The 16469-nt window shown below is 43.8% G+C and carries 16 protein-coding genes and 2 pseudogenes; 3 read left to right on the top strand and 15 right to left on the bottom strand.

Translation table 11 applies throughout. The features are described from left to right. The first annotated feature begins 316 nt into the window (after positions 1-316). On the top strand, positions 317-1534 hold the full coding sequence (locus I2C87_RS00650; RefSeq protein WP_129270166.1) for a transporter: 1218 nt from the start codon (positions 317-319) through the stop codon (positions 1532-1534). A 462-nt stretch (positions 1535-1996) separates the two neighbouring features. Here the strand turns inward: I2C87_RS00650 and htpX are convergent, their stop codons facing one another. Next, on the bottom strand, positions 1997-2893 hold the full coding sequence (htpX, locus tag I2C87_RS00645) for a zinc metalloprotease HtpX (protein ID WP_126404716.1): 897 nt from the start codon (positions 2891-2893) through the stop codon (positions 1997-1999). Position 2894: 1 nt separating this feature from the next. After that, positions 2895-3455: a LemA family protein gene (locus tag I2C87_RS00640; RefSeq protein WP_003013312.1), complete on the bottom strand. Its 561-nt coding sequence runs from the start codon at positions 3453-3455 to the stop codon at positions 2895-2897. Positions 3456-3526: 71 nt separating this feature from the next. On the opposite strand from I2C87_RS00640, the gene rsmG reads away from it, so the two are divergent. After that, positions 3527-4240 (top strand): 16S rRNA (guanine(527)-N(7))-methyltransferase RsmG, encoded by a 714-nt coding sequence (gene rsmG, locus I2C87_RS00635; RefSeq protein WP_129270164.1) that lies wholly within the window; start codon positions 3527-3529, stop codon positions 4238-4240. A 177-nt stretch (positions 4241-4417) separates the two neighbouring features. On the opposite strand, the gene I2C87_RS00630 is transcribed toward rsmG, so the two are convergent. From I2C87_RS00630 to I2C87_RS00610, 6 genes and pseudogenes are all read right to left on the bottom strand, one after another. Continuing rightward, complete coding sequence (locus I2C87_RS00630) at positions 4418-5320, bottom strand: carbohydrate kinase family protein (protein WP_129270162.1); 903 nt, start codon at positions 5318-5320, stop codon at positions 4418-4420. Positions 5321-5392: 72 nt separating this feature from the next. Continuing rightward, entirely contained in the window at positions 5393-6148 is a 756-nt protein-coding gene (locus tag I2C87_RS00625) for an SDR family oxidoreductase (protein WP_129270161.1), read from the bottom strand. A gap of 4 nt (positions 6149-6152) precedes the next feature. Beyond that, positions 6153-6983 (bottom strand): energy-coupling factor transporter transmembrane component T family protein, encoded by an 831-nt coding sequence (locus I2C87_RS00620; RefSeq protein WP_129270159.1) that lies wholly within the window; start codon positions 6981-6983, stop codon positions 6153-6155. Further along, positions 6976-7779: pseudogene (locus I2C87_RS10185) on the bottom strand (energy-coupling factor ABC transporter ATP-binding protein); the annotation flags it as partial. The gene I2C87_RS00620 and the pseudogene I2C87_RS10185, both read right to left, overlap by 8 nt. A 27-nt stretch (positions 7780-7806) precedes the next feature. After that, positions 7807-8658 (bottom strand): annotated as a pseudogene (locus tag I2C87_RS10180) (DUF3744 domain-containing protein); the annotation flags it as partial. Beyond that, entirely contained in the window at positions 8659-9432 is a 774-nt protein-coding gene (locus I2C87_RS00610; RefSeq protein WP_129270277.1) for a nucleoside phosphorylase, read from the bottom strand. 459 nt (positions 9433-9891) lie between these two features. On the opposite strand from I2C87_RS00610, the gene I2C87_RS00605 reads away from it, so the two are divergent. Next, the gene (locus tag I2C87_RS00605; protein ID WP_009731544.1) at positions 9892-11172 is read left to right on the top strand and encodes a uracil-xanthine permease family protein; all 1281 of its coding nucleotides are present in this window, start codon (positions 9892-9894) and stop codon (positions 11170-11172) included. Between the two features lie 34 nt (positions 11173-11206). Here the strand turns inward: I2C87_RS00605 and I2C87_RS00600 are convergent, their stop codons facing one another. The 7 genes from I2C87_RS00600 to I2C87_RS00570 form a co-directional block, all read right to left on the bottom strand. Next, positions 11207-12103: a DUF4299 family protein gene (locus I2C87_RS00600; protein ID WP_048716528.1), complete on the bottom strand. Its 897-nt coding sequence runs from the start codon at positions 12101-12103 to the stop codon at positions 11207-11209. A 92-nt stretch (positions 12104-12195) separates the two neighbouring features. Beyond that, a complete protein-coding gene (locus I2C87_RS00595; protein WP_129270155.1) occupies positions 12196-13179 on the bottom strand; it encodes a rhodanese-related sulfurtransferase in 984 nt (327 codons plus the stop codon). Between the two features lie 437 nt (positions 13180-13616). Further along, positions 13617-14093: a DUF6773 family protein gene (locus I2C87_RS00590; RefSeq protein WP_195323661.1), complete on the bottom strand. Its 477-nt coding sequence runs from the start codon at positions 14091-14093 to the stop codon at positions 13617-13619. A gap of 27 nt (positions 14094-14120) precedes the next feature. Then, a complete protein-coding gene (locus I2C87_RS00585; RefSeq protein WP_003005328.1) occupies positions 14121-14315 on the bottom strand; it encodes a helix-turn-helix transcriptional regulator in 195 nt (64 codons plus the stop codon). Between the two features lie 138 nt (positions 14316-14453). After that, entirely contained in the window at positions 14454-15005 is a 552-nt protein-coding gene (locus I2C87_RS00580; RefSeq protein WP_129270151.1) for an ECF-type riboflavin transporter substrate-binding protein, read from the bottom strand. A 13-nt stretch (positions 15006-15018) separates the two neighbouring features. Next, entirely contained in the window at positions 15019-15867 is an 849-nt protein-coding gene (locus tag I2C87_RS00575) for an SAM hydrolase/SAM-dependent halogenase family protein (protein WP_129270149.1), read from the bottom strand. 17 nt (positions 15868-15884) lie between these two features. Further along, positions 15885-16463, bottom strand: coding sequence for an MptD family putative ECF transporter S component (locus I2C87_RS00570; protein ID WP_126404727.1), 579 nt, complete (start codon positions 16461-16463; stop codon positions 15885-15887). Between the last annotated feature and the right edge of the window lie 6 nt (positions 16464-16469).

The raw sequence follows: 16469 nt of genomic DNA, 5'->3' as shown, positions 1-16469 counted from the left end.
GCGTCTTGCTCGACAATCCAAAGATAATTGAGAGGCTAGGACTTTTGTCTCAGCCTCTTTTTGTTGAAAATATGCAACATTTTGTTTTTCTTGTTTTTGAGGTCTACAATAGGATCATCAATCAAAGAAAGAAGGCCCCTTCCATGATGATCAAACTAAAAAGATACTTACTTCATTTGTTTCTCAAGCATACCAGCGTCTACCTAAAAGATCAGAAACTTCTTCTCTCTGATGATGAGAAATTACAAGTCTTAAAACAAATCTTTCGATCCATCAAACAAGCTCTACCCACTGATCACGTGAAGGAGGAAGGCTTATGAAACTCTTAGCTCGAAATAAAATTTTTGCCTTACTCAGTCTTTCTCGCTTTTTGAATACCCTTGGTGCCGCCATCTACAATCTGGTCTTCGTGGTCTTTGCTGCCAGCATGCCGCAACCGAGTCTGGCAGTTGGCATTGCCAATCTCATTGTGTTTATTCCTAGCCTCTTTAGCATTTTTGTTGGGATGAAGGCTGACCATACGAAGAAAAAAGCTAACTGGTTGATCCGCATCGGCTTTCTCCAAGCCATCCTCTTCATACTTATTGCTCTCATAACCAAGATTCCGGGTTACTTTGCTTTTTCCTTCATCTGTTTGTTAAACATTGTTTCAGATTGTTTGAGCGATTATCGCGGGGGGCTACAACTCCCCATCATGAAAAAGAACATCTCTAGCGAGGATTTGATGGAGGCCTATTCCTTCAATCAACTACTTAGTATGGTCTGTTCGATTTCTGGACAAGCTCTAGGAGTTTGGCTGCTAGCTATCAGCCATCAACATTTTGCTCTGGTCGCTTCGATCAATGCCGTGACTTTTCTCCTGTCTTCCACCTGTCTCCTGATGAGAAAAAAGCAGCTGACACATGACCCCGTCATTGAGCCCCAAAATAAGAATTCTTTGCTCCACGAATGCCAAGAGATGTATTTCAATGCCAAAAATATTTTTGCAGATGAGGACGTTCACCACTTTGGCAAGTTGCTCTTCTCTTTGGTTCTCATCAATGCTTTAGGGGGATCCATCTCTGGTATCTACAATTTGCAACTGCTTCACTCCCCCTTCTTTCAGTTGAGCTTTAGCCAATCCCTCTTGATCTTAGAGGTTGTAACTATTTTAAGCATGGTCTGGGCTAGTCTGACACCTCACGATTATTTTTCCAAGCAAAGCCTCCACCATATCCTCCTTTGGATAGCAGGTGGGCTGACTATGCTTGGGCTCACAAATATTCTGGTGCACTGGGATTTCCTTTCCCTTCTACTCATCACTTTCCTTGGTTATCTTGTTGCAAAAATCAACCCAAAAGTTTCCAGTCTTTTAATGAGTAAATTACCCGCTGAAAAATTAGCGTCTACCTCTAGCTTTTTGGGACTGATGGTCAGCTTTGCCATGCCACTTGGGACAGCTCTCTTTTCTAGTCTAGCTATCTGGAGCCTTCCCCTAGCTTGGGGGATCTTTGCTATCCTTGGTTTCACTACCCTCCTCTTAACAACTAAATAAAAACCCACCATTGGGTGGATTGAGCTTAAAGACAAAGTTATCTTTTATACAATTCTATTAACTTCTATAAAGATAAATACTTTTTATTCTTTAGAGTTATTCAATCATCTACTGAAACTTTCCGCCGTGAGAAAAGTGCTAGAAACAAGGTTGTTTCTAGCACTCGGGAGTTTTGGGAGTAAAACAGTTTGGGAAACTGTTTTAGCCTGAGCCTGGAAATTAAAGAGCGAGGGGGTTCAAAACGAATTGAACACGGGCTGCGGATTGTGTCAAAAAGATAAGTTCTCCTAGAATCGAAAGATTCTGCGTCAAACTTCCTATTTTGACTTTATCCGCAGACGCCCTTTGTATCGTAATTTAGTCATGGAACTTCATAGAAGTTCGCTGACGTCCGTACACACCTAAGGAAAGGTTCTAAGATGATTGTATCTTCAATCTGAATCCACTGTTTGGTGGATTTTTTTACATATTTCTTAATCTTTCAACCCGCTCAGCAATGGGTGGGTGGGTATAAAAGAGTTTTTGAAAGCCGGATTCTTTTTTAGGATCGTTAATAAAGAGAGCACTACTTGCACTATCGACTTCTCGTTGCATAGGCACACTGTTATCCAGCTTCAAAAGAGCATTGATCATTCCTTGAGGATTCCGTGTCAATTCGACACTGGAAGCATCCGCTAGGAACTCCCGTTGGCGAGAAATGGCTAACTGAACCAAAGTCGCCGCTAATGGAGCTAAGACGATGGCAAGCAAGGAAAGGATCAGAATAATAATTTCTAAACCACTGCCCCCTTCGCGATCATCATCCCGTCTACGGCCACCGCCCCACCACATCATCCGGCCACCAATGCTAGAAAGCATAGTGATGGCACTAGCAAGGGCAACTGCAATCGTCGAGATGCGAATATCGTAATTGCGAATATGGCTGACTTCGTGTCCGATGACTCCCTCCAATTCCTCACGGTTCATCACAGCCAGAAGACCTGTCGTTGCTGCAACAGCAGCATTTTGAGGATTGGACCCTGTCGCAAATGCATTCATGGACGGATCATCTACAATATAAACTCGAGGCATAGGGATTTGAGCTACCATGGCCATATCTTGGACAATATGGTAGAGTTGAGGGGCTTGCTCTTCCGTCACCTCACGCGCCCCGTTCATCCGCATCACAACTTCGGTTGATTGGAAAATCATGCTAAAGGCATAAATCCCACCAATGATCAAAGCTAGGATGACGCCGCCAAGTGAAGAGCCTAACCAGAGGTAGCCAACGGCTGCTCCGATAAGAGCCAAGAGTATGAAAAAAGCAATAAGGAGAATCCAGGTTCTCCTTTTATTGCTTGCAATTTGGTCAAAGAGCATATTAGTCTCCTAATCCGCTAAAGTCCACCTTTGGTACTGCTTTTTCTTCTTCAGGCACTTGAAGGAATTCGGCTTGTTTGAAGCCAAACATTCCAGCAATCACGTTTGTTGGGAAAGTTTCCAACTTGACATTGTAGTTGCTTGTGACACTGTTGTACAATTGACGAGCATAAGAAATTTTGTTTTCTGTGTTGGTCAATTCTTCTTGCAATTGCATGAAGTTGGTGTTAGCTTTCAAGTCTGGGTAATTTTCGGCAACCGCAAAGATACCTGCCACTTGACGTGAAAGAGCATCACTGGCTGCCATTGCTTCTGCAGGTGAAGATGCTTGCGCTACTTGTTGGCGAAGTTGAGTTACTTTTGCTAGTGTATCTCCTTCGTACTTAGCATACCCTTTAACGGTTTCGATCAAATTTGGAATCAAGTCATTCCGACGTTTCAATTGCACGTCAATTTGACTCCAAGCTTCACGAGTTTGCATCCGACTTTTCACTAAACCGTTGTAAACTCCTACTACCATCAACACAAGGACCACTAGGACCCCAAGAATAATCCAAATCATTTTATTGAATTCCTTTCATTTCTTTAGTACCAGTATATCAAATTTCCCTTATTTTGTGGTAAAATTATCTTATGAAACCAGAAGAATTTTATGACCGTTTAGCCGACCTCGGCTTCCTACTAACTGATCGACAAAAAGAGCAATACGAACGCTATTTCGAGCTCCTCGTGGAATGGAATGAGAAAATTAATCTCACCGCTATCACCGATAAAGATGAAGTCTATCTCAAACATTTTTATGATTCTATCGCACCCATTTTGCAGGGTTTAATCGAAAATCAACCCATCCGTCTCTTGGATATCGGAGCTGGTGCCGGCTTTCCAAGCCTACCAATGAAGATCCTATTCCCTGAGCTAGATGTGACCATTATTGATTCCCTCAATAAGCGGATCAATTTCCTTCACTTGCTGGCTGAAGAGTTAGGCTTGAGCGGAGTTCATTTCTACCATGGACGAGCTGAGGACTTTGCACAAGACAAGGCCTTTCGTGCCCAATTTGATATCGTAACTGCCCGCGCCGTTGCCCGCATGCAGGTCTTGTCTGAACTGACCATTCCCTATCTGAAAGTAGGGGGACAGCTTCTTGCTCTCAAGGCTAGCAATGCTCCAGAAGAGTTGGAGGAAGCCAAAAACGCCCTCAATCTGCTCTTTAGCAAGGTTGAAGACAATCTACAGTATGAATTGCCTAATGGGGATCCACGCTATATCACTCTTGTCGAAAAGAAAAAAGAAACCCCTAATAAATACCCAAGAAAAGCGGGCATGCCAAATAAGCGTCCGTTGTAGTAAGATACAAAGGGCTAAGCGGATAAAGTCAAAATAGGGAATACGACGCAGAATCCAAAAGATTCTAGGAGGATTCATCTTTTTGACACAATCCGCAGCCCGTGTTCATTTCAATAAGATACAAAGGGACAAGCGGATAAAGTCAAATAAGGAGTAGGACATGTTACCTACTCCTTTTTAATTTTGTGCGAGTTCTGCTCTTAGTACTTGGTACTGTTCCTGAGTCAGATGAACGCCCTTACTTGCAACAATCTGGCTAGAGACTTTGTTGGCAAACCTTAAGGCATCCTCCACATCTAGCCCTTGCAAAGATGCCGCTAAAAAGGCTCCCAGATGACTGTCTCCTGCTCCTACGGTATCACGAACTTCTGTCGGAAATCCGGCCACCTCGTAGAACCTACCATCGTATGCGATCGCTCCTTTTTCTCCCAAGGTGACGATGACTAACTGTCCCGTTCTTTGGTAGAGTTTCTTAGCTGCATCAGCAATTTCTTTACAAGCTGAAAAAGCCTTGGCTTCTGCTTCATTGACATGGAGAATGGGGTGGAGATCATAAATGGCTTCCAAACGCTCCTCAGGAATCAAGAGGCCTCGAGGCCCTGGCGCAAAGATGACTTGACCTTTGATTTTTGACACAGATTGAATCAGTTCCAATCCAGTCGGCTCTTCTACTTCAAGGCCACAGAGATAAATAAAATCGTAGCTTTCCTGCTCCAGAGACTGGAGCCATTCCTTCTGAAAACTATATTCTACTCCATGATCTGATAAAAAGGACCTCTCACCATCCGACTCAATAAAGCAATAACAACAACCATTTGCTCCGGTTACTGAGATTGGAGTCTGGATACCCAGCCTCTCGAGTTCTGCCTTGACAAAGTCCCCGTAGACACCTGTCCCCACTGGCGAGATGAAATCAACATTTTGACCTAAAGCATGAAGCACTGAAGTGACATTAAAGGCACACCCTCCAAGTGACCAAGTCTGCTCATGGATATGGGCGTCTCCTTCCCGACTCGGTAGTCGATCCAGATAAACCATAACATCACAAACAGTTGAACCAATCACTAAGGCTTTTGACATGGTTTTCCCCCTCCTATTCTCTATCCTCAACATGGAAAAATAACCAGCACCGGATCGTGCTGGTTAGTAAAACTAGTCACCCCGATAGACCGGTTGTGGTCCAAAGGTTTGGGAAACCGGCATGATTTCAATGCGGTTGACATTGACATGCTTGGGCTGTTGGATGAGCCAAGCTACGGTATTGGCAATATCTTCTGGCTGAATGGCATGGGCGTCTCGATAGAGAGCTTCTACCCGTTTTTCATCTCCTTTAAAACGAACCTCCGAAAACTCGGTCCCTTCGCAGAGACCAGGCTCAATATTGGTCACCCGAATCTGTTTTCCAGCCAAGTCCGCACGCAGATTTAATGAGAACTGTTTAACGAAGGCCTTGGAAGCACCATACACATTGGCCCCTGGATAAGGCACCGTCCCAGCAGTTGATCCCATATTGATGACATATCCATCATTTCTTTCCACCATCTGGGGGAGGATTTGCCGGGTCAAATAGGTCAGACCGATTATATTGGTCTGAATCATGGTCAGCCAATCTGCAAGCTCTGCTTCATAAGCTGGAGCGAGGCCTAGAGCCAAGCCAGCATTATTGATCAAAACATCCACTCTCTCCCAAGCTTTTGGCAAACTGGCAAGTGCATGATCCACCTGAGAAAGATCCGTCACATCCATTTGAAGGGGATAAAAAGCTTCTCCCAGCTCTTCTTGAAGAGCCTGTAGTTTTTCAATGCGTCTAGCAGCGCCAATCACGCGATGCCCATCGGCAACTAAGCGGTGACAAATGGCTTGGCCAAAGCCAGCAGATGCTCCCGTTACTAAAATTGTTTCTGCCATTTTCTTACCTCCAAGGATTATAGAAGCGACCTTTGTTTACCCAAATCAGGACGAGACTCAAGACCACCATAAAGATTGACCCTAGAATAATCAAGCGATCTCGAGTGGTCATCTCCTGATAGGTGTACCAAGTTCGTTTTTTATTTTTTCCAAAGCGACGCAGTTCCATGGCCGTAGAGATCGTTTCAATCCGCTCTAAAGAACTAAAAATCAGTGGAGAAATCATCTGAAGATTTCCCTTCACCCGCTGGACAAAGTTAGCCTTTTTGGACAACTCCAAGCCTCTTGCTTCTTGAGAGAGCTTGATAATCTGGTATTCCTCCTGCACATCTGGAATATAGCGCAGGGTCAAACTGACTGAGTAAGCAATCTTGTAGGACACCCCAATTTGATTGAGACTCGAAGCAAATTGACTAGGATGGGTGGTCATTAGGAAAATAAGAGCTAAAGGAATCGTACAGACATACTTCAAAGCGAGGTTGAAGAGATAAAACAACTCTTGGGCTGTAATACTATATGCCCCTAAACCATCTAGAAGAACTGTCTTTGCTCCATAGATTTCTACCCCATATTGAGGGGCAAAAAGATAGACCATCAAGACATTGAGAAGGGCAAAAGCTAAGGCAAAACTCAGAACAAAGGAGATGTCTTTCAAACGAATGCCTGATGTTGCAAATAAGGCGAGGGCACCCAGACCGATGACCAACAATAAGCGAGTATCGTAACTCAACATGGCAGCTAATGATACCAACAATAAGAAAAGAAGCTTGCTAGCGCCTGATAGGCGATGCAGAAAACTGGTTCCGGCATGGTAGCCGACTAAGCGATTATTCATGACCTTCCCCCTTCTGATTCATATAAAACTGGGTCAAGGCAAGAGGATCGACACCAAGTCGATTTGCCAAGGCGAAAATAGACGTTTCTTTCAAATTAGCCCGTCTCAAAATTTCTGGTTGGGTCAAGAGCTCTGCCGGTGTCAAATCAGCCAAAACCTGCCCATCCATGACCACGACTGCCCGGTCCGAATAATCCAGCATGAGCTGCATATCATGGGTAATCATGACAATGGTATGCCCTTTTTGATGGAGTTCATCAAGGAAATCCATAATTTCCGTATAGTTTCGTTGGTCCTGACCAGCCGTCGGCTCATCGAGGACGAGAACATCTGGTCCCAAGACAAGGATAGAGGCGATGGTCACCCGCTTTTTCTGACCATAAGATAGAGCAGAAATCGGCCACTTACGAAATTCGTAGAGACCACAGGTCTTCAAGGCTTGATGGACACGACTTTCAATCTGGGCCTCTGGAACATTTCTCAAGCGAAGACCCAGAGCCACCTCATCAAAAATCATGTTGGTCGAGATCATCTGGTTGGGGTTTTGCAGGACATAGCCCACGCGCTCTGCCCTCTCCTTGACACTATCACCCTTGATATCCTCTCCCTTTGAGAAATAGGTTCCTTCCGTCTGGATGAAGCCACAAATCGCCTTAGCAAGGGTTGATTTTCCAGCCCCATTTTTACCAACAATAGCCAACCGTTGGCCTTTTGGAATGGTTAGAGAAAGGTCTTTTAGAATGGGCTGGCCTTCTCGATAAGCAAAGTTCAAATGACCAAGTTCTAGGATTGTCTCTGCCTCTGCTCCTTTTTCAAAATGAGGAGTTGGGATATCCACTGATACATCACCAAGTGGTAGTTTTTCTACCTTGTCCAAATGCGGTAGCTTGCTGATATCCTGGCCTAACTGGCGAAGAGTCGTTAAATAGAGAGGTTCACGAATCCCATTTTCAGCCAGCAGTGTCGTCCTCAATAAATCATCAGGTTGACCATTAAAGAGAACTTGACCTTGATTGATCAAGATAACCCGATCAATCGGACGGTTGAGTACATCCTCTAAACGGTGTTCGATGATAATGGTTGTCGTCCCCTGTTCTTCATGAATCTGATCAATCAGATCAATAATATCCTGACCCGACTTGGGATCTAGATTAGCCAGTGGCTCATCAAAGAGCAGGATCGGACTTTCGTCAATCAGAACACCCGCCAAGCTGACCCGTTGTTTTTGCCCACCGGACAAATCTTGTGGCCGATGATCCAAGAGCTTGCTCAAATCCAAGCGCTCCGCCCAGGTATGGACCCGGGATTTCATACTTTCCAGCTCCACCATATCGTTTTCAAGGGCAAAAGCTAAGTCTTCTGCTACGCTGAGACCGATAAACTGACCATCCGTATCCTGTAAGACCGTACTGACCAAGTGAGATTTCTCATAAATACTGAGATCAAAGGCTTCTTTCCCCTGAATGAGGAATTGACCACTACTGGTTCCCTTATAGATATTAGGGATAATCCCATTTAAGCACTGGCCAATGGTTGACTTTCCAGAACCAGATGGCCCGACAATCAGGACCTTTTCCCCCTTATAAATGGTTAAGTTGAGATTTTTCAAAGTTGGCTCAGACTGTGCCTTGTATTGGAAGGAAAAATCCTTCAATTCAATCATTGCTTCTTTCATTTAGTTCGCCTTTTCCCATAAGAGCGCAAATTGGATGGCCAAATCCGCGATTCGATCCTTGCTATCTAAATCCTCATGACTAGATAAGGTTCGGATATCCCATTTTTCTTCCGAGAGGTGGTCTGCTGCGTAGAAGAAATGGCAGAGCTCAAAGTCCCGAAAAGCTGCTAAAGCTGCCACTGCCGAACATTCCATATCTACACAGATGGCTCCTGCTTCCATTCGTCGCTTCATCTTATCGATGGTTTCCCGGTAGGGAGCATCTGTCGTCCACACTTTTCCTTTCTGATAGGAAACCTTGTGACTATCCAGAAAGACTTGGAAGTGAGGAAGGCTTTCCTTATTTACTTCCACTTCATCACTAGCCGGAAGATAGTGATAGCTGGTCCCTTCGTCTCGAAGAGCAGCCGTTGGAATGATGATGGAGGTCGCCTCAATATCTTGGTCCAAAACCCCACAGGTCCCAAAGAGCACTAGTTTTTCCATCCCAAATTGAATCAAATCCTCTATAATCCCTACACAGGAAGCAGCCCCAACTGGTGCATTAAAGACAGCAATCTGTTGGTCTTCAATCGTAATCCCATAGACTATGACTTCAAAGTTGGCCATGGAAGTTCTTGTAATAACCTCATGTTCATAATTTTCAAGGAGGCGCGCAAAAGTTACTCTTGAAAAGCAAGAGATGACTACTTTGGGAAATCCTTCAATGGGACCATGTAGGTCTTGTGGGTTGATAATCGCCTGTCGATTGGCATCAAATTCTTCTAACAGCATCTCTGACTTCTCTTTCATTCATTCTACTTCTAGTCCTCTATTATACCACAAAATCGGCCTCTTTCCTTCTAACAAAGGGGAAAAGCAAGCTCACTTGTTCGCCTTTTGTGATGGGAAACAACAGAGCTGTCCTCCAAAAGGAAGAAGGATTCCTCAACCACTGCGTCTACCGTTGACCTCTTTTATGATGAAAATAGATAACTCTTACTAACTTCTACCTCGCTCTCTTGTTTCTTGGCTCGGGAAAAATTCGTTTACAAAACGAACCTCGCTCTCTCGTTTCTTGGCTCGGGAAAAATTCGTTTACAAAACGAATTTTTTCTGCTATACTTCTTAGAAGCAAAGGTTTTTAATGTCATCCTGTGAGGTGACAAAGACACAGAATATGAATAATCTGAGGGCCCTTGCTATGCAAAAATATTCATGGGCTCTTTTTTGGTGCCCAAAAGTGAGGTTATTATGAAAGAAGAATCAACTGTTGATTTGCTCCTGGATGTCGACCAAAGTCCGGCACCCCTAAAAGGAATCTTATTAAGTTTCCAACACGTTTTCGCCATGTTTGGGGCAACCATCCTGGTACCACTCATCTTGGGCATGCCCGTATCCGTTGCCCTCTTTGCATCAGGGGTTGGGACACTGATTTATATGACTTGTACCGGCTTTAAAGTCCCTGTCTACCTCGGCTCTTCCTTCGCCTTCATCACAGCCATGGCTTTGGCAATGAAGGAAATGGGAGGAAAAGTCGATGCAGCCCAAACAGGGGTTATCCTGACCGGTCTGATCTACGTGCTAGTCGCTGCAGGGGTTAAAGTAGCAGGCACTCGCTGGATTGACAAATTGCTTCCTGCCGTTGTCATTGGACCTATGATTATCGTTATTGGTCTTGGACTTGCAGGATCCGCTGTTAAAAACGCTGGTTTTGTTGAAGGAGGGGATTGGAAAAATGCCCTTGTCGCTGTCGTGACCTTCCTGATCGCTGCCTTCATCAACACCAAAGGAAAAGGTTTCTTCAAAATCATTCCTTTCCTCTTTGCCATTATCGGTGGGTATGTCTTCGCAGTTTGCTTGGGCTTGGTGAACTTTGATCCGGTCCTCAAGGCTAACTGGTTTGAAATCCCTGGTTTCTATCTTCCTTTCAATACGGGTGGGGCCTTCAAACAATACAACTTGTATTTCGGTCCTGAAACCATCGCTATCTTGCCAATCGCTATCGTAACTATTTCAGAACACATCGGTGACCATACGGTGCTTAGTCAAATCTGTGGCCGTCAATTCTTGAAACAACCGGGACTTCATCGTACCCTTCTTGGTGATGGTATTGCTACATCTGTTTCGGCCTTTCTTGGCGGTCCAGCTAATACCACTTACGGTGAAAACACCGGTGTAATCGGAATGACCCGTATCGCTTCTGTTTCCGTTATCCGAAATGCAGCCTTGATTGCTATTTCCTTGAGCTTCCTTGGTAAATTTACTGCTCTCATTTCTACCATTCCAAACTCTGTTCTCGGTGGGATGTCCATCTTGCTCTATGGGGTAATCGCAAGTAATGGTTTGAAAGTCTTGATCAAAGAACGCGTTGACTTCAGCTTGATGCGCAACTTGATTATTGCAAGTGCCATGTTGGTTCTTGGACTTGGTGGAGCAATTCTGAAACTCGGTCCAGTGACCCTTTCAGGAACAGCCCTCTCCGCTATGACAGGAATCATCCTTAACTTGATCTTGCCACATGAATCAAACTAAAAGAAAAAGTTCTCAACACTGAGAACTTTTTCTATTAGAGTTGGGCTAATTGCAACAAGCGTTCTTTGGACAATTTTTTGATTTCAATTTGATTGGCATCCAACAAGTCAAATTCACTCGAATCCAAAGCATTCAGTAGGGCTTCTAAATTCACAGCCCCCACCGGCTTATAACTCTCTGGCATATCGGGATTTCCAGTGATTTCCACTAAGTTCACTTTCCAGTCGATGACTTCATCCATATTGACCTTCTCTACAAACTCTGCTGGAACAAAAGGCACTCGTGGCAAGACAGTATCCGTATCTTCTGTTAGACTGTAACTGCCAATAATGCCTCCCGTTTCGTTCTGACGGTAGAAACGAACTTGACTAAAGAAGGCGGAGCTGTATTGAACCTTTTTAACCACTTGACTGAACTCCTCTAAAGGTTGAGCGGAGTCTAAAATTTTACGAAGGAGCTCACGATCCAAAATTACAGGATGAGCAAATCCCTGAAGTTGATATTGATGAAGGTCTGGATCTTTTTCTAGATTCTGTAGATTCTTCAGCAAATAGTTCTCATAGTCAAAAGAGAAAATAGAATCTGCGTCATAGCTGGTTCCTAAATTATCGTGAATCTCATTCCCCAACTGACGAGCTAGGGCACTGAGCCATTCCAAGATGAGTCGCCAATCTTCAAGGGTGGCAAAATCTGCAAGGATGAACTGATAAGCATGCTCTTGATCCAGATAACGAAGGATGATCGGCAAGCAACTCTTGCCATAGCGGATACACATCATGGCTGGAAAATCTTTGAGAGAGCGGCCAAGCATGGCTTCCTCAAAACTGTAGGTAAGAACTCCTTCCACCAAATTCAATACATCTTTAGCTGGCATCACTTTTTGATAGCCAAACATACTCTTTTTATTTCGAATTGAAAACACAACTGACATTTGTTTTCTCCTTTTTGTAATCGCTTACCAAATTATAGCACAAATTTTCATGACTTTCCATAGAAAAAAACAGCCAAAAGGCTGTTTTTAACTTATGCAAGAGTTCCATCAAGCGTCTCACCGATAACGGCCAAACGCTCAGCAACCTCTGCTTGTGACAAGTTGTGTTCTTCTACATAACGATTGCGTGGATGAACACGACACTCATGGGAGCAGCCACGGAGGTACTTGTCTTCGTTTTCTTCTGAAGTCAAGATGCGACGGTTACAGAAAGGATTTCCACAGTTGACATAACGTTCACATGGTGTTCCATCAAACCAGTCTTTTCCGACAACGCTTGGATCGACATGATTGACATCGACTGCGATCCGCTCGTCAAAGACGTACATTTTCCCATCCCACAGCTCTCCTTGAACTTCTGGGTCTTTTCCGTAGGTTGCAATTCCGCCGTGCAATTGACCGACATCTTTGTAGCCTTCACGCACCATCCAACCTGAGAATTTCTCACAGCGGACTCCACCAGTACAGTAGACGACAACGCGTTTGTCCATGAATTTTTCCTTGTTATCACGGACCCATTGTGGCAATTCACGGAAGTTGCGGATGTCTGGACGAATAGCCCCACGGAAGTGTCCAAGGTCGTACTCGTAGTCGTTACGAGTATCAAGAACAACTGTATCTTCATCTAGGAGGGCTTCTTTAAATTCTTTTGGAGACAAGTAAGCACCTGTCGTTTCAAGGGGATTGATATCGTTATCGAAGTTATCATCCTCTAATCCAAGGTGGACAATCTCTTTCTTATAACGTACAAACATCTTCTTGAAAGCTTGCTCTTCTTCCTCATCAATCTTGAACCAGAGGTCTTCCATACCTGGAAGGCTGTGAACATAGTCCATGTATTTTTGCGTCGTTTCGTAATCACCAGAAACGGTACCGTTAATTCCTTCGTCAGCGACTAGGATACGGCCCTTGAGGCCGATTGATTTACAAAAAGCCAAATGATCAGCCGCAAATTGTTCTGCGTTTTCGATGGGAACATATTTATAGTAAAGTAAAACACGAATAGGTTTTGCCATAAGATTCTCTTTTCTAAGATTAAATTATCAGAATTTTTCATTCAACTATACCAGTATACTCTCCCGAGAAAACGAATGCAATTTATTTGACTGAAAAATAAAAGCCTGGGGGGCCAGACTTTAGAATGTAGACAAACTATTTTAAAGTAAAATAAGTTAAGCAATTCTGCAAAGAAATAAAAATGAGTTCCAATTTTTAAATCGATTCAAAAAAATACCAAAACTTTCCGCTGTGAGAAAAGTGCCTGAAACAATAACGTTTCAGGCACTCGGAATTATTGAGACCATAGGCTCAATAATTAGTCTTGGAACTTCGAAGAAGTTCGCTGACGTCCGTACTCACCTAAGGAAAGTTTTTAGTATGACTTTGTCTTCAATCTGAAGCCTGGGGGGCCAGACTTTTATTCAAATTTCTAAACAACTTTTAAGCAATCTCCTTAATCCTCTAACTCTGCCTCGATCTTCTTTTGTTTTTTCCGATTGATAAGAGCAAGTGGTTTCTCTAACAGATAAGTCAAAAGGGCAAAGACTAAAATGGCAAGGACGATTTTGAGCAGATACTTGGGGCTGAACATAAAGCTCATCGTTTCGCGCTTCCCAATCACATCCGTTGCGATCACAAATAAGGCAAATAAGATGCCTGACCCGATGCGGCTGAACCAGCTATCTTTTTCTAACATATCTCGAATGTCGATCCCTGAGCTGATCCTTCTCATAAAGGCATAAACTCCCATGACAATCAACAAAATGAGCTCTGGAATATAAGCTACTAGGGCTAAGTCCAAAATACTAGCTTTCACAAAGGCTGATAGGGCGATAAAGCAGGTCATTCCTAAAACAAGTTCCCCTGCAATTTTTCCATCAAGTAGCATGGTCCGTTCATCTTTTACAATTGGTTCTTTCTTTTGTTTCATTTTCTTCCTCTTTCTATGTTGAAACTGTTACTCCCAGAACAGTTGATCCAGCGTCTTATCCAAGGTCTTACAAATAGCAAGGCAGAGGCTGAGGGTAGGATTGTACTTCCCTGCCTCGATCAGGCCAATGGTCTGACGTGTCACCCCGATGGCATCTGCAAGATCCCCCTGGGTCATATCATGCTCGACCCGGGCCATTTTTAATTTGAGATTTTTCGCCACAGGCTTTTCCTTTCTTGTTTTTATAACTCTATTATACATTATATTTTTTATTTTGCAATATATATTTTACATTTTGTAAAAAATATTTTTGGTAAACAAAAAAACCTGGTTTCCCAGGCTTTATCTTCTTATTTATGATTAGTCTTTAGACAAACTTCCGTCTTTTGTTTGGGTACGGGCATAGGCAATCAAGAGAAGAGAACCTGCAATAGCTACAACTAAAGCATTGACAGAACCTGCTACAACACCTTGTAAGAAGACCTTGTTGGCACTTTCTTTGTAGATCATGACATCCCCAATCGGAGCAATCAATCCCCAAATAAGCAAGTTGGCAATGACTTGTACGACGTTAAAGACGATCAATTCTTTCTTGGTCACTTCTCCTTTTAGCTCACCGATTTGCTTGCGGAAGAAACCGACAAAGAGGCCAAACAAGCCACTAGAAATGATCCAAGTCCACCAAAGATTTCCAGACATGGCATCTTTGATAGCATGACCGATCAAGCCCATTAAGAAGCCGACAATCGGGCCAAAGACTACACTAAAAAGAGCTTGAAGCGCATACTGCACCTGAATGCTGGTATTTGGCGCTGGTGCCGGAATTGGGATCATTGCAATCACGACAAAGAGGGCCGCTCCAACCCCGATGGCTACAACATCCTTAATTGTAAAAGCTTGTTTTTGTTTCATATTTTATCTCCTATTAATTTTCCATTTTTCTAATTTCGATATGCCAAGAAGCCCCAACTCCTACATTATAGGCCTTGGCAAAGGATCCCTGGTTGATGGCAAGACCAACACGGTAGAGGGAATTGATATAAAGGATTGGCTGTCCAATCCGCACATCTGCGAAAGACTTGCCGTAGGTTACTTGGTTTTGATAAACCAGCATGTCATTGTTATAGATGGTCACTTCAAAGCGTTCCCCAAATTCAGGTTTCAAATGATTAAACTCTTCCCGAGTAATCGAAGTCCAGAGAGAACCAAAGCGCACATCCAAGATGTCAACGGCTCCTTTGACAAGATTGTCCTCTATAACAGTTTCCACTACAGGGATTTCTACAATGTGTTCGACACTGAGTTCTGGTCCCACTTCCTCAAAGCTGATATGGCCACTGGCTAACTTAGCTCCTGTATAGGCATAGACATCACGCCCATGGAAGGTATAAGAAAACTCTGTATTTGCCCGGCGGTTCTTCACCTCTGAAATCTCACGGATAGCAACAATCCCTACATGTTTCTTGATAAAAGAGAGGGTTCCATTATCCGGTGTGACAATGTATTGGTTCTTCGCCGTTTTGGCTACGACGCTCTTTCGTTTAGAGCCGACCCCCGGATCGACCACCGAAACAAAGGTTGTCCCTTCTGGCCAGTAGTCTACCGTCTGAAAGAGGCGGTAACTTCCTTCAAAAATATTGTAAGGAGTAATGTCATGGGTCAAGTGGTGAATCTTGAGGGTGGGCGATTCCTCTAAAGCAACCCCAATCATAGCAGAGACAGCTCCGTCTACCAGACCAAAGTCTGACTGAAGGACTAATAAATTATTGTGCATATTTCTTCTCCATCATGTCATTTTCTATCTAGCTTTTGATAGACCAATTGTCCCAGAAGATAGCCTAGTAGAGCTCCAAACAGAAGGGTCAATAAAAACCAGCTCACCGTCTCCATATTCGACGGTACCATAACGCGTTCAATATAATCCATCGACTTCCCACGGGCTAGTAAAGAAGCACGGTAACTAGCCGGTTGGATCCACATCATGAGAATGGGCCCTGTCGTCGTAAAGGAAAAGAGGAGGAAGGAAAGCGCATTGCCTAACTTCGACTGGTAGCGGCCACGGGCTGCGACCAATTCGGCTAAAAGCCCCCCAACAAGAGCAGGAAGAAAGGCTCCAGCTCCATGACGAGTGAAAAGGAAAAAAGCACCAATCACAAGAGCAACTACTAGAATAGCTCCTGTCCGTTGAATTTTCTCAACATAGACGCGATAGATCCCTCCACCAACTAGGGCAGAGAAGGCTGGAGCATAAAACATATTTCCTCGATGGTCAACCAGACTTCCAAGTAGGACGCCTAAACCAATAGCAAGAAAATACAAGCCTGCAAAGGCTGCAACCTGCTTAAATTGATGTTTCTGTATCATGTTCATGTACCT

The organism is Streptococcus sp. 1001283B150225_161107_H12, assembly GCF_015552665.1.
Lineage (GTDB): Bacteria > Bacillota > Bacilli > Lactobacillales > Streptococcaceae > Streptococcus.
This window is presented reverse-complemented; position numbering and strand designations above follow the sequence as displayed.